The following is a 22,284-nucleotide window of genomic DNA, read 5'->3' on the forward strand; positions in this document are numbered from 1 at the left end:
TAAAAAATACTTTTAAAATCCAATGTCGCTCATGAGTCTTAATCTTGGACTCTATTCTTCAAACTAGTAAATTTAAAAATTTGAGATTCGGAAGATGGTTGAACCAAGTTTAAGAAAGGTGGAAGGATATAGCAGAAAAAAGCTTACTGAACACTTTTTAAAACCTATTAACACAATTAATTTTTGTTAAAAAGGCGACCATTTAAAAAGTTCAATAAGGGTTACCGCCTTTGAGTTCTTTCACTCAAAAATTAGCTGAGAGAAATTAGCCTCATTTTTTCAGACCAATTTTTCTGCGATTAGGTGCAAGCTTTGGAGAAATTTGTACTTCAATATCATCAAGTCTTTCAAAGACGATTTTGAAAAGTTTATGAGTGCCTTGTTCAAGTTTATCAACTCTGCCTTCGACTGAATTTTCCATAGCAAGAAAGCTTCTGAGCTTGGTAAAAGTTCTCATGATGGCGATATTCACTTGGATGGCCTGTTTACTATTTAAGACGGTTGATAACATTGCTACACCATTTTCAGTAAACATCATTGGCTTGCTTCTTCTTTTGTAACTCCAGCTATTTATGTTGTTTGAGGTCGCAAATTGCGACCGCAAAACGTCTAAGTCATCAGAATTACATTCAAGCATGAAGTCCTCTGGAAAACGCTCAATATTTCTTCTAACTTGCTCATTTAGCCTTTTGGTTTCAACTCCATAGAGTTTGGCCAAATCGCTGTCGAGTATAACTCGCTGGCCTCTAATTTCATAAATCATGTTTTGAATTTGATCGATTGGAAAATCCATAAAGCTTCCTCCTGTGCAAAGCAGGAGAGAGTATTAAGAAAATTATTGAGAGGCTATTTTTGTATGGGCTACAGGACGAGTTTTTCCATTTTTGAAATGAAGCTATTCTTTAAATACTTAAGTGAATAATTCTATAAAATCTGTCTCAACTATATAAGGGGTTAGAAAGCTTTGATGGTTCGAATAATTTGACAGATGGTGGCCCGGGCCGGACTTGAACCGGCACGCCCGAAAGCAACGGATTTTGAATCCGTCGTGTCTACCATTTCACCACCGGGCCATTTGTATTGGTATAGTAGGAACTATGGCCATAATAGTCAATAATTTACTCGCGTATTTTACATTGATGCGAGGAGTAAGACTTCTGAATCGCCTTACTCTTTCTCTCAACTATGGGCCTTTTTGTAATGAATAAGCACTCTTTTTTTAAGTAAATTATATTTGTATTCCGAATAGATCTTATGAAGAAGAAATCACTTTTAGAGATAAATAGAGAAGTCATAGAGTTAGTCCAAGGGATAAAGATCTTAGATAAAATAAGTTGGCCTAAGGAAGTTGAGAGAGATTTCTTCGATAGTCGTCTAAGAAAATCAAAATTTAAAATAGATTTCAAATATCCTAAATATGATTTCCATGATCAAAGAGAGAGATTAGAAAAGTTAAAAAAACTAGTTTCTAGCGAAGATCCATTATATCAATTTACTGCTTCTACTATAGAGAGCTATTGTAAATCTTTCGATATGATACATTCTGTGGGCTCAAAAGATTTTGAGGATTTAAGTATTGAAGTCTATGGTAAGCCGACTCACTTACTCTTTGGAAGTAAATACTCTCATCTTGAAACAGCGAAGATATTTATTAAGTCCTTAGAAGATTATGAACATCCTTATATGAAAGATGTTCAAAATCTTATTTCAGCTAAAGATCTTAGAAAGAAGTTGCAAAGTGAGTCGACAAAGTTCTTTGGAGAATATTCTCCTTCAGTAACCTTGAGTGACACTCTTGTTTCTAAGGCCGCGGCAGGAAAGAGTTATGTTAGATTAAGAAAAGGAGAGATGTTCACCGGCTATGACCATGATCAGCTTCTTGTTCACGAAATTATGACCCACTCACTTACTGCTATTAATGGATCTCTCCAAGAGAAGCTCCCTCTTCTTTCAATGGGAGCCGCTAGAACAACTAAGACCCAAGAAGGGCTTGCTACATTTTCAGAGATCATTACAGGCTCGTTGGATTTAAGCCGTCTAAAGAGAATTTGTCTGCGAGTAATTGCTCTAGATATGGCCTTAAATGGGGCAGACTTCTACGAACTCTTTAATTTCTTTCTAAGTCATAATAGTGGTAATGAAAAAGATTGTTATTTATCGGCATCTCGAATTCTTAGAGGTGGCTATGCTTCTGGTGGAATTTGTTTTACTAAGGATGGTGTTTATTTAGAAGGACTCATTCGAGTGCATAGCTTTTTTAGGTGGGCGTTTAAGTCTGGTAATTTAGATTTAGTTCACCTCTTATTTTGTGGAAGATTGGATATCAATGATATTTTTCTATTAAGCCCTTCTTTAGAAAATGGAGATATTTCAGCACCTAAGTTTTTACCAACTTGGTATACGAATATAGATCTCTTCGCAGGAAAGCTTGCTTTCTCTCTAATCTTAAATGGGATTGACTTAGATTTAGTTGAGAAGCATTTCTCAACTAAAAATCTAAAAGCAGCTGCTTAGTACTTATCTCTTAATTTATTTTTTAAATGTGAAAATTTTTCTATAATATTTTTTAGCTCGTATCTATTGATTCCTGGAACTTCATGATTATCTAAGCCTGTCATAGTATCAGAGTAGCTTAGGGAATTTAAAATAGCTTCCTCTGTAGCTTCGATAACTGCTCTATAGGCACCATTCATATGATCTTCCATAATGACATTGAGTTTTGAGTGAGGTTTCTTATTATCGTGTTTTAAAATATTTCCTGTCGAAAATCCAACGACAATTTCTCCACTACCATGTGCCGCAATTGTCCCAACTCTTCCAATTCCTAGAGCCGCACGCTTACAGAGTCTATTGATCTGATTTACAGTACAAGGTATATCGGTTGCAACGACAACAATAATTGATCCATAATTATCAACTCTCTTCTTGTAGTCTCCTTGTAGTGGCTCTAGAATTTGTCCAACAGGGTACCCGTCAATTTTCATATCCTTCATGTAACCAAAATTTGACATCACAAGCACTCCGACTGTGTAGTCAATTCCTTCAATGCTGACAATTCGGCTAGAGCTTCCAATTCCACCTTTTAGATCACAGCAGACCATTCCTGTTCCGCCGCCAACTGAGCCCTGAGGGAATTTACCACTCTTGCAATCTTTGATGGCAGAGAGGACATGCTTTTCTTCAATATGAAAGTTAATGCTATCATTTAAAAAACTATCATCACATTCCCCAACAACGGGAATGATGACGTATCTCTGATCCCAGATTTTATTAAATTTCTTACTCATCCATTTACTTATGCCTTGGCCTACGTGACCAACTGACATTGTATTAGTTAAAGCGATGGGGGTTTCTAGAATTCCCCATTCTTTTATTTGAGTGATTCCTGAAAGTTCTCCGGCACCATTTAGGATGAAGCTTCCAGCAATCAATTTCTTATTGAAAATATTCTCGTTTGGCATAATGACTGTTACACCAGTTTTAATATTTTCTTCTTGATCGAGAGTGCAATGACCAACCTTAACGCCTTTAACATCTGTGATTGAGTTGAACTTTCCCGTAGGCATTTCTCCAATCTTTACACCTAATTCGCGCACTCCTTGTGGAGGAATATAATTTTTCATTGTTGTGCACTCTTTCTCCAGCGTCTTATTGCTGGCTTTAAAATTTGATCGATTAATTTGTTGTAATTAAGTCCATTCTTATTAGCAATAATAGGAAGGTCGCTGAAGTCGGGGCTTAACCCTGGTAGAGGATTCACTTCAATAAAGTAAATCTTCTCATCGCTAGTAATTCTAAAATCAATGCGAGCAACATCACGACACCCTGTTGCTTTAAAGATTCCCTTTGATGTCTTTAAAAGTGCTTTCTTCAGTTTATCATTAAGTTCAGGAGGACTGATCACTTGAAATTCACTATTATTAAGAGGGTCATCAATTTGTTTTAATTCATAGGAATATACTGGGAATTCACTATTTCCTTTGAAAACAATCTCACTAATACCTATTACTTTAACTGTAGAATTTTCAAGTAAACCAACTGTTACTTCTCTTCCTGTAATATATTCTTCTGCAAGTAGTAGAGAACTAAAGTCGCTGAATCTTTCATTAATAAATGATTTAAGTTCTTCGTCACTATTAACAACAGAGTTATTATATATTCCTTTGGATGAACCTTCTTGGTTAGGCTTTACAATTATTGGATAGGTTAAATCGTGGACATACTTCTGAGATCTAGGATTAATGAGGGCCGATCTTGGAACGTAGAATCCTGATTGAGCAACAATTTTTGAAGCGATTGACTTATTGAGGGTAAGGCATAAGCAAGTAGCGTCACTTCCAGTGTGTTCAATACTCAAGAGGTCACATAGGGCAGGGACCTGGGCCTCTCTTGAGGACTTGTTAATTCCTTCGGCAATATTAAAGACAACATTGATATTCTCTCTTTCAAGATTTGTTGCAAGGTCTTTATTCGCTTCAATCATCTTACAATCAAAACCATTAAAATCAATAGCTTCCTTTATTGCGTTAACGGTATCTTGAGAGTCAAACTCTGCTTCAATCTCATAACCATCTTCACCTGCTTTCTTTCTTTTAAGATTGTAAACAAGAGCAACATTTGGTTTCGCTTTCTTTAATGGTCGAACTTTCTTTATTCCAGAGTTATTAGAACGATTTGTAGCAGCTTCAAGAATTTTACTTATAGTCTGTCCATAGTCTAATCCAAGTAGTGAGGTTGCTGCAAAGATTCCAGCGCCTTCTTGTAAGCTTGGAAGAGCGTTGACTTCGATAAAGTAAATATCCCCTGTGGGGGTGACTCTAAAGTCTGCTCTCGCCATATCATTAATTCCAAGAGATGAGACGACTACTTTCATATATTCTTTAATTTTTAGATTTGCATCTTCTGAAATTTCAGCTGGACAGAGAACACTAATGAGATCGTCGTCACCATTTTTCATTTCATAGTCATAAATATTTGACCCGTTCACAGCGGTTCCAACATATTCAATAGGCTCTAAAACCCCATCATGACCTAGACCTGAAATATAGGGAATTGTGATATCCTTTCCCTCTATATAGTCTTCTACAATTAATCCATGAGAGAATTCTTTTAGAGATGCTTTTGCATACTTTAGAAAAGATGTCTTATCTTTACACTTTGAATCTTGCGTAATTCCTTTTGAGGAGCCTTCAAAGTTTGGTTTAACAAATACAGGGTAGTTTAACTCATCTGCAATTAGATCTATTTCCTGTGAACTTGAAATAAAGTATCCCTTAGGGGCGGGAACACCTTTGGCCATCACGACACTTTTACAAAGAAATTTATCTAGAGTTAGAAAACACGCATAAGGTCCTGAGCCAACATATTTTAGATTAAGTTGTTCAAAGACTGTAGGTGCATAGGCTTCTCTTCCCATGCCAATATAGCCCTCAGCTGTATTAAAAATAATATCAGGATTTGAGTTCTTTAAGAGATCTATCCATTTACCATCTTTCGTCATTTCTACAGGAACTACTGTATGAGTTTCACCTTTCAAACCCTCTGTTATTGATGCGATAACGTCTTGAGTGTCGAATTCAGCCTCTTCCATGGAAGTGGATCTTTTTAGGTTGTAGACAAACGCAATTTTCATAAGCAACTCACTATTTAGTAAAAGTGTTGATTTAGACGAATAATAGCTGATGTTTAAATTGAAAGAAAGAAAAAGGAGCTTCTCTTAGAAGGGGAGCTGTTTCAGAAGGCTCCCTACTTACTTTCTAGGTTTGACTAATAAATAGACAATTACTTGTAAATCTTTCAAGTACTTAAAATATGGTTGATGCGCGACGCGTTTGTTGGTACTTTTTCATATAATTTATTGAGGATAAGTACTATGGATAGAAGACCACTGAAAACAAGGGGCGCTAGTTGGGCCAAGAATCTTGCTGCAAGTTTAGCACAGCTTGGATTAACTCCAAATCTCATCTCTCTATTGAGTGTGGTCTTTGCATTTCTCGTTTTATTTGCAGGTAGTTTGGCCAAGTCAAATCCGTCTTACTTCTTAATTTGTGCGGGATTAATACAGCTTCGACTTTTGTGTAATCTTCTTGATGGAATGGTTGCTGTTGAGCACGGGAAATCTTCTGCTAACGGAGAGTTATTTAATGATGTTCCAGACCGATTCGCAGATATTTTCATTATAGTAGGAGCAAGCTTTTCAATTGTTGATGATGGTTACGTTATAAGTCCATTAAACCTTGCTTGGATTGCTTCGAGTCTGGCAGTGATCACTGCTTATATTAGAGTTCTTGGGAAATCTCTTGGAACAAGTTCATACTTTATAGGGCCAATGGCAAAACAGCATAGAATGTTTTTGTTAACGCTTGCTCTGATCATTGAATTCTTTCTCATAGGAAGCTCATTTTCAACGAAGATCCTCTATATCGCATTAGTGATTATTGCTACTGGAAGTTTAGTGACTACTTTTAGAAGGCTGAGAATAATTTCTTCTGATCTCTTAAAGGGAAATCTTAAATGACACAATCAATTTCTGAACTGACTGGGTTCACTTCCTTATTTTCTGAAATTATTATTGGGATATATGCTCTCTTGGTTATGTTCACTCTCATCTTTATCCCTTGGGAGAAGATGAAACCTTCTAAGGGGATGCACGAGATAGTTTTAAGAGTGTATTCTTGGTGGGCGATTTTAATTCTTGCTACTGTTATGTTTCTACTACCCGGAACAATTGCTCTTATATTAATTATACTTCTAACATATATTTCACTAAGAGAATTTCTCACAAAACTCTCAGTCACAAATCACTTTAGAAGCACACTCTTCTTTGTTTATTTGGCAATACCAATTCAATACTACCTTGCTAAGAACGGAACAACTTATAGTTTCAATTCTTTTATTCCGGTTTATATGTTCTTCTTAATCCCTATTGTTAATATATTAAATGGCGAGTATGAGAAATATTTAGAGTTTAATGGAAAGGTTTTTTGGGCCACGATGTTAATCGTCTATGGTTTTTCTAATATTACATTCCTTATTCATCAAGGTGAAATAAGGGGATATATAGGTGAGCAAAACCTCCTGATACTACTAATTGTCTTTCTTACTCAAATTAATGACGTTCTTCAATTCCTTTGGGGAAAAACAATTGGTAAGCATAAGCTAAGTCCAACAATAAGCCCAAATAAGACAATTGAAGGATTTCTCGGAGGAGCAATAACATTAAGTGCTCTGAGTTTTTCTTTATCAAGTTACTTGCCTTTTGATAGCTCCCTTGAGGCTGCCGGCTTTGGATTTCTCTTAAGTGTCTTTGGATTGCTTGGGGATTTAAATATGTCTGCTGTTAAAAGAGATTTAGGAGTTAAAGATATGGATGATCTTATTCCTGGTCATGGTGGAATCCTAGATCGTCTAGATTCTCTTTCTTTTACGCTACCGTTTACTGTGCATTATCTACTTTTAAGAGGATATTTATAATGGAAAATTTAGCATTTATTATTAGAGTCATTCTTTTTAAAGGGATACTCGCTCCTTTTGTGAAAATCATTCTCGGAGTTAAATTTCGCTATGACGAAAAACCATCATTTGATAAGTCTAAAATTATTGTAGCTAATCATAGTAGCCATGTTGATGCGATAGCAATCCTTTGTAGTCTTTCAATTAGAGACTTAAAAAGAGTTCACCCTGTTGTGGCGAGAGATTATTTTTACCGTAATTCTGTTACGAAGGTATTTGCCAAACTTTGCTTAAATTCAGTGGCAGTTTCAAGAGATAGACAATTTGAAAATCCTCTTCATCAATGTGAGAAGCTTTTAGAAAAGGGGCATTCTCTGATAATTTTTCCCGAAGGTACAAGAGGAAGCTCAGATGAAATGAAAGAGTTTAAAAAAGGTGTTTCAATTCTTTTAAAGAAATATCCAGATGTTGAATTTGTTCCAGCTTTCTGTGAAGGGTTTGGAAGGATTCTTCCAAAAGGGCAATGGCTTATTTTACCATCTAATTCATCACTGAAAATTGGAAAGAGTAAGAGAGTTGATCAGGAACTAGAGATAAATGATATAACTAGTTTCATTAGAAAAAGCATTTTAGATTTAAAATTTTAGGAGAGTTTCTTGAAAGATCAACTTGTTCCAGCTTTACTTTATCTCGTTGCCGCCTTTATTGGAGCAATTGGACAATATGCTTATAAACTTGGTGGAAATAAGCTAAGTGAAGTTCCTGTCTATATGAACTTTCCTCTTATTCTAGGTATTCTTTTATTTTGTTTGGTAATGGTATTGTTTGTAGTTTCTTTTAAGTTAGGTGGAAGACTAAGTGTTGTCTATCCGATCTATGCAACAACATTTATATGGGGAACACTTATTGGAGTCTTTGTTGATAAGGAAGTTGTATCTGTAAATCAGATACTTTGCACTCTACTTGTTGTTCTTGGTTCTGCTGGAGTGGCTTACTTCGCTCCAGCAACAAATTAAGCTATCTCTTTACGTAACTAGTCGGGTCTTGCTTGTAAAAACCTTGGAGCTGATCGTATAGGTCTGGATGCTTTCTCTTGAAAGTTATTGGTTTCTCAAAGAAAGACTCGGTGATAACAGCAAAGAACTCAGCTCCGCTTGTTGCTCCGTACTGGTCTATAAAAGTCTTATGATGGTGTTTAATATCATCTTTTAAGTGATTAAACTCCGAAGACATAATATTTGCCCAGGCTCGGTAAGAGGAGTTTGATGAAAGTCTAGGTGCTCCATTGACTATTCCTGTTTCTGAGTCGAGTTGATGGGCAAACTCATGCAAGACAACATTTCTTCCACTGTGAGGGTTAAGCGCTTGTCCTTTAACGCTGTCCCATGCGAGCACAACTGTTTTTGTATGATGGTTTGATTCTCCAATTCTTGCTTCTTTTTTTGAAAGAGAAAAACCGCCCGCAAGAGGTTGGCGAATTTCGGAGCAAAAAGTTGTTTCATATATTACAATTGTATTAACGTTTGGGAAATAGTCTTTGGGCCTATGTAGAAGTAAGAGAGATGCTTCTGCACAGATAAGAACCTTCATTTCTTCTGTTACCAATAATCCATGAGCACCAATAAACTCTTTCTCATGATAGAGAATCTTTAAAGTTGCTTCTAGTTCTCTCTTATCTTGCTCATTGAGAGTTATATAAAGAGGCATTTCTTTATTTAGTATATCAAGCCATTCTTTAGAAAACTCCATTTCTAGATATTTCTTTCTTCTTCTATTTTTAAACCAATTAAACATTTTCTTCTCGCTTGCTTTACGAAGTAGATATTAGTTTCTATATTTTATAGAAAGTACTGGCTTATTCAAGACTCAAATGGAGAATACATGGAAATTCATTCGCTAGCTTATTTATTTCTGATGACTCTTTTCTTAGTTATTCTATTTTCTAAGAGAGTTATGAGAAATAGAGTGTGGACTGCGACGATGACTCCTCTAGCATCTATTATCGGGAGTGGATTTTTAATTGCTGCTCCTCTTTTAAATGAGCTAAGTGGGGATAATGCTCCATACCTCATGTTGATCCTCTGTATTGCTTCTTTCTGTGTAGGAGAAGTTATAAGATGGAATATTATGAGTGTTGAATCTATTGTTGAAAAAGGGGCTGGAAGTAAGAAAATACTTCTAAGTGAAAAAGTAGGTGAGTGGGCACTTGCTTTTGCTTACATTTTATCGATTACTTACTATCTCTATTTATTTTCTTCCTTCTTTCTTAGAATGACTCACATTTATAATCCTGTAATTGAAAAAGGTGTCGTAACTTTACTCTTTGTAGGGATTTCATTCTTCGGGCATCAGCATGGGCTAAATTCTTTAGAAAAGATTGAGTCAATTTCAGTTAATGTAAAACTTTCTATTATCCTAACGATATTAGTTGCTCTAGGTGTTTACCATTTTTCTCCAGAAGCCTCAATTGAAGTGATGAAAGAAACAAAAGATTTTAACTTTGATACCCTATTTATTTCTTTAGGATTATTAATAATGGTACAAGGCTTTGAGACTAGTCGATATCTATCTGAAAAATACTCTGGTGCTCTTAGAGTAAAGAGCATGAGAAATTCTCAAATAATAAGTTCCATGATTTATATGCTTTTGATTATATTATTTATTCCCGTTTTTGATCATCATCCTTTAGGGGAAAAAATAAGTGAAACATCTGTCATTGATATTGGGAAGTTTGTCTTTGTCTTAGCTCCTACTTTTCTCTTTGCTGCAGCAATGTCTAGTCAGCTAAGCGCAGCTATTGCTGATATGGGAGGAGGCGGAGGTCTTTTTAGTGAATTATCAAATAAGAGAATAAACTCTAAAAATGCCTATCTTCTCATTGCAGCATCTGGAATATTTCTTGTTTGGACGTTTGATATATTTAAAATTATTTCGTTTGCCTCAAAGGCATTTGCACTTTATTACTCTTTTCAGTGCCTGAGCTCAACTCTTTATCAATTTAGAAAGAATCACGTGAAGTTTGTATTCTCCATCCTTGTCGGAACTCTTTGTTTAGGAATATTTATTCTAGGTAGACCTTTTGAGTAGAAATTATAATTTTAACTTTAATAACTCAAGGGCTTCTTTAGTTGAAAACCTAAGGAAATCATCTTTTAGGTGTTTTTTTAACTCTGCATTATCGATCACGCAGCTAAATTTTATGTACTCAATGAGGTAGTCTGGAAAGTTCCAGATTTTCTTTACAGCAAGAGTCATAGGGGAGAGAGTTATGAGTGGAATCTTAAAAGTAGGAAGACCAATGATTTCCTTTGCTTTCTTTATGCTTACAACTTCATCTGGCGCAACATTATAAATTCCTGTCGGAACTTCCTTTAGTGATCTTGCAAGAATATTTGCCATATCGAACTCATGTATGAATTGAAACATTGGATTAAAGTCAACCCCTAGTGGTACATACTTTGTTGTGAGGTATTGGCTCATAGAGTTTCTTATTTGTGGCCCAATAATACTACATGGCCTAAGTACTACGGTTTCAATTCTATGTTGATTCTTCCACATCCAGTTAGTGGCAAGTTGATCCATTTCAGTCACATCACGAAGTTCTGGATGTTTAATGCTTGCTTTTAGAGGAGCATCTTCCGCAATGAAGGTTGGGTTGTCGGATAAAGCACCATAGACATGATAAGTACTAAGAATAATCATTTTCTTTACATCAAATTTCAGAGCGAGCTCTAAGATTCTATTCGTTCCCATAATATTTAAATCTAATCTTTGTGCGAGATTTGATTTATTAGAGTAGGCGTGACTCATTCTTGCTAAGTGGTATACTGCGTGAAATTCATTATCTCTAAAAAGTTTTTCGAAATTCCCACGTGTGTATCTAATCTTTAGGAATTGAACATTCTCTCTTTTAAATTCTTCAACCTGAGGTCTTGAGTCTACACCAATAATTTGATCTTCAGGGTTAGCCTTAGATAAGATACTAGTAAGTATTCTAGCAAGCCCGCCAGCAGCTCCAACGATTAATATCTTTCTAGATTTATTTAGCATTTGCCCAAAAGTTCCTTCTCTTTTTAAGTCCATCATTAGTCATTTTTTGAATAATACTTTCAATTTCAAAAATATGTAGGTCAATATCTTTATCTGTTGAATCCGAATTCAAATGACTTGGTGGCATATAAGCCTCTCCAATATAAATATCAATCGGTGAGGGGAGTGGTATATAGTTCGCACTTATTGGCAGTGCTGGAAGACCAAACTTCTTTGCAATCGACTTTGCCTGATAAACGTAAGGGAAGAACTCTTCCGCTCCAATAACAGCGATAGGAAGAATTGGAACGCCTGAACTTAAGGCAATCCTAAAAAATCCTCTTGTAAAATTTTGAACTTTATAAAAGTCTTTTGTGCTCTTTGATATCCCTTTCACGCCTTCAGGGAAAACTAATACTGACTGATTTCTCTCAAGAAGCTTTTCACAATTTTGTCTGTCACCTAGGACTGCTCCACCTTGTGCTGCCCATGTTCCAATAAAAGGAAGGCCAGTAAAGAATCTTTCTACCATGGCACGAAGAATTCTTGGAGGGCCAATCTCCATAGCGAAAGCAGTGGAGATAAGCATTCCGTCTATCGCTATCTGACCAGTGTGATTTGAAGTGATCATATAAGGCCTATCTTCAACGTTTTCTTTTCCAAAAACTCGTACTTTGAAATATTTCTTATAGAGGGGCCAAACATATTCAATACTATTCTTCGTTTTATGAAGGTCAAGTCCCCAAGGGTCCTCACTTTCTCCGTAGATGGAATAGAGTTTTGAAAATACTTGATCAAATTTCTTTCTGTCTTCAGAACTAGTCTTTAAATTTATCGTTTTAAGAATATCTTTTAACATAATTCTTTAATTGTAGTGGTTTAGAAGAATTTTAGGGAGGGGACAGTCTTTACCACATTTGAAGAAATGAACCACTTTCAAAGTAATTTATAAATGGTATAATTCATAACTAGATAATGACTGAAATAGTCTGGAGACATATATGCAAAAACAACCTCAATGGAAAGATCGCTTTAGTGAAATGGTTCAAGTTTGCCAAGAAGAGTTAAAGAGAACTACAGAAATTGGTAAGAAGATGCTTTCTGCTTCTAAAACTAATACAACTTTGCATGAAGCTTATGAAGAACTTGGACATCTAACTTTCAAAGCAGTAGAAGAAGGGAAGCTTGAGTTCGATGATGCTAGAGTTAAAGAGCTTGTGAATACGATTAAGTCTTGTGAGTTCGATTTAGAGAAAATTGAAAATGATGTAAATGATATTAAGAAAAATTCTAAAGAATAATAATACTATTAAAATATCTAAGAATGCAGGTCATGAATCCTAGAAATGCACTACTGACAAAAAGCAGTAGTGCAAATAAACATCTAATTTGAAAATTTCCATAATTAAAAGAAAAACGTTTTAGGAAATCTGGTCTTGCAAAGAAGACCAGAGTGATATTTAGCATCGCTACATAGTAGAAAAAAATAGTAAGAAAAATTAAAATTAATTTAGAATCCATTACATTGATTCTAATAGGTCTCGCTGTCTTAATAAATAGGAGATAATTGCTTCTTCCACTTGATCAATCCCATTTTTCTTCTCGGCAGAAGTGAAATAGATTTGTCTTACCCATTTAAATTCTTTGGAGAGAATTGGTTTTAACTTATTTAAAGCAGATCTTTCTTTTTGAGTTTTTAATTTATCAATTTTATTGAAGAGAAGAAATGTTTCAAAATTAAATCCTTTAAGGAAGTGGTGAAACTCCTGATCTGATTTTTGATTTGGATGTCTCGCATCTTGAATATTTACCATAAGTGTATGGAGAGAAATACTTCCAAAGAAAGTGGACATAAGGGCTTCCCAGTTCTTTGACATCTCTTTTGAAACTTCAGCGTGCCCATAACCAGGAAGGTCATAGAAGAAAAATTCTGGAATTTCCTCAAGAATCTTTCCATCACTCTTTATTTTAAATGAGAAAATATTGATTTCTCTTGTTCTTCCTGGTGTTTTAGAAGTTTTGGCAATTTTATTTCCAAAGAGGCTATTTATAGTACTCGACTTGCCAACATTTGATCTTCCAACAAAGCTTAATCCAATGGCATGAGGATTTTCCTTTAACCACTCTTGTAGCTGTTCTGGGTTACTCATCCCGTATCTAAAAGTTGATGTTTCTCTTGCAATCTCAAATGCCATGATTTTATTCCTTCCAGGTGGTTTATTTATTGAACCGGCCTTTAATCTAATTTATTGAAATGACTTTATATAGTATGGCACAAAATATGGAAATGGCAGGGTTGAAAAAAGTTCTCGATATTAGGATAAAAGGAGTCATTATGAAGGATTTTAGTCAAGATTTACAGGAAAGCTCAAAGTATCACTCTAAATTTATGCTTAAGCCCCTTTATGGAATAAGCAAAGAAATCATTCTCAATAGAACAGAATATAAGATTATAAAGTCTAAAAACGATCTATTTAGCCAAGAGCATTTCATTATTCAGTTACCAACCTTGGAAAATGACAGAATTGATTTATCTTTAAAATGGAAAAGTTCGGAAGGTGATAGTTACTATGTCTTAGAAAGTTTAAATGATGTTCCTTTTAGACTTAATGGAAATATTGTTCTTAGCGCGATTGTTACAAATGGAGATAAAGTAGATATCGCACACAATAGACTTGAATTTAATTGCGCAAATAAAGTTTTTGAATCTAATTATGGAGTTTGCCAAAGAGTAATAAATTCCAACCTCAATATACTCTTAGAAGGAGAGACTGGGACAGGAAAATCATTTCTAGCGAAGAAGATTCATGAAGAGAGTGGTCGCCTTGGAGCTTTTGTTCATTTAAATTTATCATCATTTTCAAAGAACCTTATCGAGTCTGAAATATTTGGACATGTAAAAGGGTCCTTTACTGGAGCCGTTAATAATAAGACTGGTGCATTGAAAGAAGCAGATTATGGAACATTATTTCTCGATGAAGTGGACTCCCTTCCTTTGGATATACAAACAAAGTTATTACTCTTTTTAGATTCTAAGAAATTTAGAAGCGTAGGAGATCACAAGGAGACTTCAACGGATGTTAGAATTATTTTTGCCTCAGGAAGATCTTTAGAGGAAATGGTTGGAAAGGGAGAATTTAGAAAAGATATGTTCTTTAGAGTTTCAAGTGGAGCCGTAAAAAAAATACAACCTCTTAGAAGAGACAAGCAGAGAGTTGGAGAACTCTTGAAAAAATTTGAACAAGATAAGGACTGTGTTATTTCAAAGAGGCTTACTAACTTCTACCTAAACCTCGAATGGCCAGGTAATATTCGACAACTTCTAGGGCATTTAGAAAAGAAAGTTGTCATGACTAATGGACGAAAGCTGGATTATGATTCTTTAGATGAGTCCTTAATATTATCACCTTTTACTTTAACAGATGATCTTACTGAAGAATACATTACTTATAGAGAATTGAAGTTAAACTACTTTAATAAAGTCTTTACACGTGTGAATGGGGACTACCGAGTTGCTGCAAAGAAATTAGATGTTTCAATAAATACAGTGAAGAATGTTCTGAGAAAGGCTGGGTAAATTTTAACCCGCAAGAATTGAATTGATATGAACTTCTTTGATCTCTCCCTTTATTCCTAGGTCTTGAATCAATTGATTAAGTTCATATTTGATTTTTTCTTTTATAATTAACTTTCCTTCAATCTCAAGTGGAAATTCTGGGATGAGAGGTTCAATGGTGGTGTTGAGTTTATCTTTTATTAAGTGTCTATTATTTTCAAAATAACTTTTAATATATTTATTAGAACTAATGAAGGTAAGGTCAATACTCAGGGTTTTTAAATTGGTAGAGTTTCCGATATAAACGGGCATGATGACATGATTAATACTGAAGCGTTTCTCATCTAATTTGTAATACCCTTTTCTCTTACTTACTTCTGTTGCATTTTCTACTTGAGACGCAGGTTCTCTCATTGAGCTATCGCTAGCTTTCTCGGAGATCTTCTGACTTTCCTTGTATATTGTTATTGATGATAGAGTCACTGCAGTTAAAGCAAAAGTTGAACCTAGGATAAACTTTGGACTTAGATTTATTAACCACGTCTTAAGTTTTAAAATAATAGGAGAGAAAATAAGAAGAGCGCTTAAAAGCAGTTTTCCATATTCAACTCTTCTATAGTCTACTTCTTTTGCCTTAATAATAATTTCTACACTTTTATTTTGAATTTTATTTGCAGTTTTAAGAGTTTTATCTTTTACAATGACTGCGCTTGTTATCGCTTTTGCACCTTGGTGGCCAATTGACTTCTTTGCATTGTCTCTTGTTTTAATAAATTGGTCTTGTCCTGAGCCAATAGTTTTCTTAATTTTATTTGGTGTTATTTTTGAAATAGCTCTGCCTAGAGCAGAAAGAATCTGTTCTATAATTGTATTTAAAAATGCTTCTATTTTGATCCAAAATTTCAAAGAAGCCTCCTTAGGTACCTATCGGTATATTTTCAATTACTTTTAGGGTCTTTATTTTCTTATATGGCAGACTGTTATAGTCGGTTACTGAAAGAAAATTCCCCCTAGGGATTTATAGGTCAAAATACTTAGATCTGCCCCCTGAAATCCGATGAGTGATATGTATTCAGAGTTTTGAATACTTAGATAACTTTAGATATGGATCGAATTATGTGGGCGATAAAATCAATACTTGTTATTTCTCTTTTACTCAACCTCTCTGGATGTGCAGAACTTCTTACAAGCAGGAGTTTTATCGATGAAATGGATAGAGAGTCGGATTCTTTTTGGGTCGCAGGTGAAGACTTTAATGTAACGGCTGGTGATAGTGGTAGAGCTCATCGAACTAGAGCAGAGATTATGAAGAGAACTCCATTAGATGGTCTCACAAAAGAAGAGATTCAAGAAAAGACTTTGCTGAGTAAAGAGCTAACAAGAAAAGTTAATGCTATGACAGATGAGGAGTACACTCAATATGTAAGTATCAGAGATAAGTTAGAAACAGACTCTGAAAAAGCTTATTACCTAAATCTTTCTAAGCACGACAGAGGTGAGTATTTGAGAACTAAGTTCTTTACTGCCTATCAAAAAGACAGTCGCTCGCCAGCGAGTCACGATTTTGGATTTAGAAGAACAAAGACTACGAAAGTCGATATGGGAATGAATAAGAATGACATTATGAAAATTTGGGGACGTCCAATGCAAGTTGATGTGGCCGGAGATCCACGCTACGAAAATGAGCGCTGGTCATTCTATGATGGTAGCCATGTGAAGCAAATTTACTTCGAAAATGGTGTTGTAAGTGGTTGGATTCTCGAATAGTTATTTAAGTGAAATTTGAATGCGCAATGCGTATAATATTAAAGAGGCTTTGGGCCTCTTTTTTTTGCTCTAAACTTTCCAAATGCCTCGAATTTTCCTAAGATTGGGAACCAAAAATAACGGTCAAATACATAGAATTATTCAAACAAGTTGGTGAGGTAGAATATGAGTGATTTACTCAATAATTACACATTAGAATTTGAAAAACCTGTAAGAGATTTAGAAAATCAAATTAAAGAATTACAGGAAGCTTCTCTTCGTCCCGAAATTGATATTAGCAAAGAGATCAAGGCACTCCAAAAGAAAGTAAGTACGCTCATTAAAGATATTTATGCCAACCTGAGTCCTTGGGAGAGAGTGCAACTTTCAAGACACCCAAATCGTCCCCATACAATTGATTATATCAGTGAGATGGTTGAGGACTTTAAAGAACTTTGCGGTGATAGACATTTCGCCGACGATCCAGCCATCATTACAGGCTTTGGTCGAATTGATGGTAGGCAAGTTGCCATTGTTGGAATTGAAAAGGGTAGAAAGACAAAAGAAAAGGTTCACCATAATTTTGGAATGCCAAGACCGGAAGGTTATAGAAAGGCCCTTCGAATTATGCAAACGGCAGGTAGATTTGGAATTCCTATTGTGACATTCATTGATACTCCAGGCGCTTATCCAGGTATAGGCGCTGAAGAAAGAGGTCAGGCCTGTGCTATCGCAGAAAACCTAGCAGAAATGTTTGATATAAAATCTCCAATTGTTTCAGTTGTCATTGGTGAAGGTGGATCGGGCGGAGCTCTTGGAATCGCCATTGCAGATAAAGTGATGATGATGGAGTACTCAATTTATTCAGTAATTTCACCAGAGTCATGCGCTTCAATTCTTTGGGCAGATCCAAAGAAAGCAGAAGAGGCGGCGAACTCTTTAAAGCTCGTCCCTTCAAAAGCATTAGAGCTTGAAGTTGTTGATTCAGTAATTGAAGAGCCAATCGGTGGTGCCCATAAAGACAAGACGGCAGCATTTGAAATGGTTAAGAAGTCTATTTCTAAAGAACTAAAGGCACTATCGAAAGTAAGTACTGAAAAGTTATTAGAGCAGAGATTTGAAAAATTTAGAAAAATGGGTAATCAGACAATTACTCAAGTTCAATAGGGAGCTAGCGTGGCCATTCAGTCAATGACAGGATTTGGAAAAGGTGAGGCAAGTGGTGACGATTGGGTTATCACTGCTGAGATAAAGAGTGTGAATCACCGATTTAAAGATTTGCGTTTTAAGATGTCATCTCTCTTTGCTCCGATTGAAATTGATTTAAAGAATAGGCTGACAGAAGTTTTTAAACGTGGAAGCTTTGATATTTATATCAATTACAAAAAGGCCGAAGGAAAAACCAAGTTTGATGATATTGATGAGGAGAAGGTTTCTCTTTTTCTTGGGAAAATTTCAAAAATAGTGAAGAATCAGGGGTTGGATTTAGCTATTTCTCCGAGCGAGTTTCTAAGACAAGATTTTTATAAGGATCTAGATGACTCTAGTGAAGAGAGTTTTGATCTAGCGAGAACGGCCTTTGTTAATGCAATGGAGTCTCTTAAGGAATCTAGATTATCTGAGGGAGATAAGATGTTAAAAGTCATCAAGTCTCACAAGGAACAATTTGAGAAGCATTATTCTGTGATTGTCGGTCTAGCTGATACTTTTCAGGAGAATGTCGAAGAGAGGCTTAGAAAGAGGTTTCAGGACTTTTCAGAAGAGCTAGGAGTTGATGAACCAAGATTTCTTCAGGAAGTCGTTTATTATTTAGAGAAAATGGATGTTCATGAGGAAATAAATAGAATTGCGGCTCACCTTGAGAAGTTAGATTCTATTTTGGTTAATGGCGGAGAGATTGGAAGACAGCTTGATTTTCTTATTCAGGAGCTGAATAGGGAAACAAATACCATAGGTTCAAAATCTTCTCTAAAGGAAATCTCTGATAATGTCGTTCAGATGAAAGTACAATTAGAAAAAATTAGAGAACAGGGCTTAAATTTAGAGTAAGTATGAGTATTGGTAAGATTATTGTTATTGTTGCACCTTCGGGAACTGGAAAATCTACTTTAATTAAAAAAGTTAAAGCAGAATTTTCTGAATTATTAGAGTCTGTCTCTTATACCACTCGTGGAATACGAGAAGGTGAAGAGAATGGTGTTGCTTATAATTTTATTGATGAGAAAACTTTTTTAAAAATGAAAGATGATAATGAGTTTTTGGAGTGGGCCAAGGTTCATTCTAATTACTACGGGACCTCTAAGAAATTTGTGGAAGGGGAACTTGAGAAAGGAAAGAAGCTCTTGTTTGATCTTGATGTTCAAGGGGCCGATTCCTTTAAAGCCTATTTTGGAGATAGGGCGCAGATTATCTTTATTGCGCCACCATCTATTTTGGAGCTTGAAAAAAGGTTACGTGGACGAGGAACAGATAGTACTGGTGTTATTAATCTCAGACTTGAAAATGCAAAGAGAGAAGTTCTTAGAAAAGATGATTACGACTTCTGTGTAAAAAACGAAGAACTCGATGTGGCATTCGAAGATCTTAAAAATACGATTACAAAAATATTAAATTCATAAGGTACTAAAACAAATGTTTCACCGCTTAGACTTCTCACATGAAAGAGACTTAAATATTGATGAATTAGCAAAGAGGATGGAAGCCTATTATCCTGATGCTGACTTTGCTTTACTTAAGAAAGCTTATTACTTTGCTGAGAAATCACACAAGGGACAAATGAGAAGCTCTGGAGAAGAGTATATCATTCATCCACTTAATGTTGCTGGAACACTTGTTAAGCTTAGAATGGATATGGAAAGTGTTATTGCAGGTCTTTTACACGATGTCGTAGAAGATTGTGATGTGACACCAGAGGAAATAGAGAAAGAATTCTCTCCTGAGATCGCTCAAATTGTTGTAGGTCTTACAAAAATTTCAAAAATCAAATTTAAAACTAAAGAAGAGTCTCAAGCTGAAAACTTTCGTAAGATGGTTGTCGCTATGGCGAAAGACTTACGAGTTATTATCGTAAAACTTTCGGATAGAATGCATAATATGAGAACTCTTCAATATGTTTCTGATGAGAAGCAAAGAAAGATTGCAACAGAAACGTTGGAAATCTATGTTCCTCTTGCAAGTCGTTTAGGTATTAACTCTGTAAAGGGTGAGCTTGAAGATCTCTGCCTTAGGTTTATGAAGCCTGAGATTTACTATCGTCTCGCTGAAAAAGTTGCGATGAAGAAGTCTGAAAGAGATATCTACATCAGAGAAACAATTGATGTAATTAAAGAAAAACTTCTAGAATACTCAGTAAAAAGTGATGTTAAGGGACGCTCAAAGCACTTCTATTCTATCTATAAGAAAATGAATGCAAGGGGAGTGGATTTTGAACAAATTCAAGATGTCCTTGCTTTTAGATTAATTGTTGGAAATATCACTGAGTGCTACAAGTCTCTTGGTATTATCCATTCTTCTTTCACGCCAATTCCAGGTAGATTTAAAGACTACATAGCTATTCCAAAAGTAAATAATTACCAATCACTTCATACTACTGTGATTGGGCCAAAGGCCGAGAGGATTGAGATTCAAATTAGAACTCAAGAGATGGATGAAATTGCTGAAAGAGGTATTGCTGCTCACTGGAAGTATAAAGAAGGAAAGAATGCCTTCGCTAAGAAGCTTGATTGGGTTCAAGAGCTCTTAGAATTCAATTCAAGTGTCGATAATAATGACGACTTCATGGACGTTATTAAGAATGATCTAGATGTCGGTGGGGTCTTTGTTTTTACTCCTGACGGAGATGTACGTGAATTAAGATATGGGGCAACTCCACTTGATTTTGCTTACGCTGTTCACACTGAAATTGGGCATAAGTGCGTAGGAGCTAAGGTTAATAGCCGAATGGTTCCTCTTCGCTATACTCTTAAGTCTGGTGATACTGTTGAAATTCTAACGAGTAAGTCTCAAACACCAAATAAAGATTGGATTAATGTTGTTAAGTCTTCAAAAGCAAAACAGAAGATTAAGCAGTGGTTATTAAAAGTTGAAAGAGATAAGAATAAAGAAGTTGGAAAAGAGATCTTAGAAAAGGCCTTCAGAGTTGTGGGAACATCGATGAAGAATGCTTTTAAACTTAATGAAGTATCAAAAGTTTTAAAGTCTCTAGGTGTTTCAAATGAAGACGATCTGATTATAAATGTTGGGGCAGGTAAGTTTACGGCCAAGCAAGTTGTTGAAGAGTTTCCTTCTTTAAAGAAAAATGAAGACGATAAAGCAATTAGTGAGCTAGATGAAATTGATAGCTTCTCTCAAAAGCTTTCAAAAACAGCTAGAAAGAAATCTAATAAAGATAATGCTGTCATTGTCGATGGCATGAACGATGTCATGGTGAGAATGGCCCGTTGTTGTAATCCAATTCCAGGTGATCCAATCACTGGATATATTACTAGGGGTAGAGGGATCACTGTTCACACGACTAAGTGTAATAGAGTTGACTCTGCAGAAATCGGAAGAAGTGTCCAAGTTGAGTGGAATTCAGAGTTTTCATTTAAACATCCTGTAAATATCAGAGTGATAACTCATGACAAGCCGGGGATACTATCTCAAATCTCTAAGAATATTAATAATATAGGTGTCAATATTAGATCAGCTTTGGCTAAATCATTACCTGACAGGAAGGGTAGCTTTATCTTTGAAGTAGAGGTAAGAGACTTTTCTGAATTAATAAAAACAATTAATTGTGTAGAATCTGTGGAAGAAGTGATTTCTGTGGATAGGGTATAAGAGAAGAATTTTCCGGAGATAATTCCTTATCGTTTTCATGTAGAATATTTCTATGGAAAATGTTGATAATCCAAATTCATTAAAAATATCTAAAAGAAAACTTCGAGGAAGAGAGCTCTTTGCAACTCTTCCAAACTCTAGTTTGGAAGAAGGATTATCTAAAACGGCAAATGAATCTCTAGTAAAAGAATCAGCAATTAGTGTCCAGGAAGAGACTATTGAAGGGTTGAGTAGTGATATTAGCCAACTTGAAGAAATTAGAGAAAAAGAACTAGCATACTCAATGAAGCTTAAGAATAAAATTCAAGAAAATAAAGAGCAAATTGAAATTTTGCAATTCAAATTTGATAAAATTAAAGAAAGTTATATAAATCTTGAAAAAGTTAATCAAGATTATCAGAAAGAACTTATTGTTCTTGAGGCCACTAGATCTAAGAAAGAAAGTAGTTTAAGATTGCTTGAAAATCAGCACAAGGACTTGAGTGCATCTATCATATCGCTTCGAAATAGAAAAAGAAAAATAACTGATGAAAAGAATAATATTAGTTTGAAACTAGTAAAAGAAGAGAAGTCCGTACAGAAACTGATGCTTGTTATTGATGAGGATGAAGAGCAAAATGTCTTAAGTTTCCTTCCTCCTGTTCCTGGATTATAGCCTCCTTTATACCCGATAAATATTG

The 22,284-nt window shown here is 35.2% G+C and carries 22 protein-coding genes and 1 tRNA gene; 14 read left to right on the forward strand and 9 right to left on the reverse strand.

Translation table 11 applies throughout. The features are described from left to right. Positions 1–271 precede the first annotated feature (271 nt). A complete protein-coding gene (locus CES88_RS10750) occupies positions 272–793 on the reverse strand; it encodes an ORF6N domain-containing protein (protein ID WP_290734202.1) in 522 nt (173 codons plus the stop codon). Between the two features lie 196 nt (positions 794–989). After that, positions 990–1,073 (reverse strand) — tRNA-Leu (locus tag CES88_RS10755). Positions 1,074–1,254: 181 nt separating this feature from the next. Here CES88_RS10755 and CES88_RS10760 point away from each other — a divergent pair. Further along, the gene (locus tag CES88_RS10760) at positions 1,255–2,514 is read left to right on the forward strand and encodes a tyrosine/phenylalanine carboxypeptidase domain-containing protein (RefSeq protein ID WP_290734204.1); all 1,260 of its coding nucleotides are present in this window, start codon (positions 1,255–1,257) and stop codon (positions 2,512–2,514) included. Here the strand turns inward: CES88_RS10760 and CES88_RS10765 are convergent. Next, positions 2,511–3,623 (reverse strand): P1 family peptidase, encoded by a 1,113-nt coding sequence (locus CES88_RS10765; RefSeq protein ID WP_290734206.1) that lies wholly within the window; start codon positions 3,621–3,623, stop codon positions 2,511–2,513. The genes CES88_RS10760 and CES88_RS10765 overlap by 4 nt on opposite strands. Further along, a complete protein-coding gene (locus tag CES88_RS10770; protein ID WP_290734208.1) occupies positions 3,620–5,632 on the reverse strand; it encodes an ATP-grasp domain-containing protein in 2,013 nt (670 codons plus the stop codon). The genes CES88_RS10765 and CES88_RS10770 overlap by 4 nt, the downstream gene beginning before the upstream one ends. Positions 5,633–5,872: 240 nt before the next feature. Here CES88_RS10770 and CES88_RS10775 point away from each other — a divergent pair, with 240 nt between their 5' ends. The 4 genes from CES88_RS10775 to CES88_RS10790 are packed head-to-tail and all read left to right on the forward strand — an operon-like array spanning position 5,873 to position 8,468. Beyond that, positions 5,873–6,517, forward strand: a complete 645-nt coding sequence (locus tag CES88_RS10775; protein ID WP_290734210.1) for a CDP-alcohol phosphatidyltransferase family protein — start codon at positions 5,873–5,875, stop codon at positions 6,515–6,517. Further along, complete coding sequence (locus CES88_RS10780) at positions 6,514–7,473, forward strand: phosphatidate cytidylyltransferase (RefSeq protein ID WP_290734212.1); 960 nt, start codon at positions 6,514–6,516, stop codon at positions 7,471–7,473. Before CES88_RS10775 ends, CES88_RS10780 begins: the two co-directional genes overlap by 4 nt. After that, a complete protein-coding gene (locus tag CES88_RS10785; protein WP_290734214.1) occupies positions 7,473–8,099 on the forward strand; it encodes a lysophospholipid acyltransferase family protein in 627 nt (208 codons plus the stop codon). Before CES88_RS10780 ends, CES88_RS10785 begins: the two co-directional genes overlap by 1 nt. 9 nt (positions 8,100–8,108) lie before the next feature. Next, entirely contained in the window at positions 8,109–8,468 is a 360-nt protein-coding gene (locus CES88_RS10790) for a hypothetical protein (RefSeq protein ID WP_290734216.1), read from the forward strand. 1 nt (position 8,469) lies between these two features. Here the strand turns inward: CES88_RS10790 and CES88_RS10795 are convergent, their stop codons facing one another. Continuing rightward, positions 8,470–9,246 (reverse strand): M90 family metallopeptidase, encoded by a 777-nt coding sequence (locus CES88_RS10795; RefSeq protein WP_290734218.1) that lies wholly within the window; start codon positions 9,244–9,246, stop codon positions 8,470–8,472. Between the two features lie 87 nt (positions 9,247–9,333). Between CES88_RS10795 and CES88_RS10800 the strand changes: the two genes are divergently transcribed. Continuing rightward, complete coding sequence (locus CES88_RS10800; protein WP_290734220.1) at positions 9,334–10,539, forward strand: hypothetical protein; 1,206 nt, start codon at positions 9,334–9,336, stop codon at positions 10,537–10,539. Positions 10,540–10,542: 3 nt separating this feature from the next. Here the strand turns inward: CES88_RS10800 and CES88_RS10805 are convergent, their stop codons facing one another. Together CES88_RS10805 and CES88_RS10810 are read right to left on the reverse strand one after the other, a co-directional pair. Then, positions 10,543–11,538: an NAD-dependent epimerase/dehydratase family protein gene (locus tag CES88_RS10805; protein ID WP_290734222.1), complete on the reverse strand. Its 996-nt coding sequence runs from the start codon at positions 11,536–11,538 to the stop codon at positions 10,543–10,545. Next, positions 11,492–12,340, reverse strand: a complete 849-nt coding sequence (locus tag CES88_RS10810; RefSeq protein ID WP_290734224.1) for a lysophospholipid acyltransferase family protein — start codon at positions 12,338–12,340, stop codon at positions 11,492–11,494. Before CES88_RS10810 ends, CES88_RS10805 begins: the two co-directional genes overlap by 47 nt. Positions 12,341–12,482: 142 nt before the next feature. Between CES88_RS10810 and CES88_RS10815 the strand changes: the two genes are divergently transcribed. Beyond that, positions 12,483–12,782 (forward strand): hypothetical protein, encoded by a 300-nt coding sequence (locus tag CES88_RS10815; protein ID WP_290734226.1) that lies wholly within the window; start codon positions 12,483–12,485, stop codon positions 12,780–12,782. A gap of 219 nt (positions 12,783–13,001) precedes the next feature. Here the strand turns inward: CES88_RS10815 and yihA are convergent, their stop codons facing one another. After that, positions 13,002–13,676 (reverse strand): ribosome biogenesis GTP-binding protein YihA/YsxC, encoded by a 675-nt coding sequence (yihA, locus tag CES88_RS10820; protein ID WP_290734228.1) that lies wholly within the window; start codon positions 13,674–13,676, stop codon positions 13,002–13,004. Between the two features lie 140 nt (positions 13,677–13,816). Here yihA and CES88_RS10825 point away from each other — a divergent pair, with 140 nt between their 5' ends. Continuing rightward, positions 13,817–15,058 (forward strand): sigma 54-interacting transcriptional regulator, encoded by a 1,242-nt coding sequence (locus tag CES88_RS10825; RefSeq protein ID WP_290734230.1) that lies wholly within the window; start codon positions 13,817–13,819, stop codon positions 15,056–15,058. Positions 15,059–15,061: 3 nt separating this feature from the next. Here CES88_RS10825 and CES88_RS10830 read toward each other — a convergent pair whose 3' ends face one another. Continuing rightward, on the reverse strand, positions 15,062–15,943 hold the full coding sequence (locus tag CES88_RS10830) for a hypothetical protein (RefSeq protein ID WP_290734232.1): 882 nt from the start codon (positions 15,941–15,943) through the stop codon (positions 15,062–15,064). A 198-nt stretch (positions 15,944–16,141) separates the two neighbouring features. On the opposite strand from CES88_RS10830, the gene CES88_RS10835 reads away from it, so the two are divergent. From CES88_RS10835 to CES88_RS10860, 6 genes are all read left to right on the forward strand, one after another. Then, entirely contained in the window at positions 16,142–16,804 is a 663-nt protein-coding gene (locus CES88_RS10835) for a hypothetical protein (RefSeq protein ID WP_290734234.1), read from the forward strand. Between the two features lie 165 nt (positions 16,805–16,969). Continuing rightward, positions 16,970–17,950 (forward strand): acetyl-CoA carboxylase carboxyltransferase subunit alpha, encoded by a 981-nt coding sequence (locus CES88_RS10840; RefSeq protein ID WP_290734237.1) that lies wholly within the window; start codon positions 16,970–16,972, stop codon positions 17,948–17,950. A gap of 9 nt (positions 17,951–17,959) precedes the next feature. Further along, entirely contained in the window at positions 17,960–18,832 is an 873-nt protein-coding gene (locus CES88_RS10845; RefSeq protein ID WP_290734239.1) for a YicC/YloC family endoribonuclease, read from the forward strand. A gap of 2 nt (positions 18,833–18,834) precedes the next feature. Next, positions 18,835–19,401 carry a guanylate kinase gene (gene gmk / locus CES88_RS10850; RefSeq protein WP_290734241.1) on the forward strand — a complete coding sequence of 189 codons (567 nt, stop codon included), beginning with the start codon at positions 18,835–18,837 and terminating at the stop codon, positions 19,399–19,401. Between the two features lie 13 nt (positions 19,402–19,414). After that, a complete protein-coding gene (locus tag CES88_RS10855; protein ID WP_290734243.1) occupies positions 19,415–21,604 on the forward strand; it encodes a bifunctional (p)ppGpp synthetase/guanosine-3',5'-bis(diphosphate) 3'-pyrophosphohydrolase in 2,190 nt (729 codons plus the stop codon). A 52-nt stretch (positions 21,605–21,656) separates the two neighbouring features. Next, positions 21,657–22,259, forward strand: a complete 603-nt coding sequence (locus CES88_RS10860; protein WP_290734245.1) for a hypothetical protein — start codon at positions 21,657–21,659, stop codon at positions 22,257–22,259. Positions 22,260–22,284: the final 25 nt, after the last annotated feature.

The organism is Halobacteriovorax sp. JY17, assembly GCF_002753895.1.
Taxonomy (GTDB): domain Bacteria; phylum Bdellovibrionota; class Bacteriovoracia; order Bacteriovoracales; family Bacteriovoracaceae; genus Halobacteriovorax.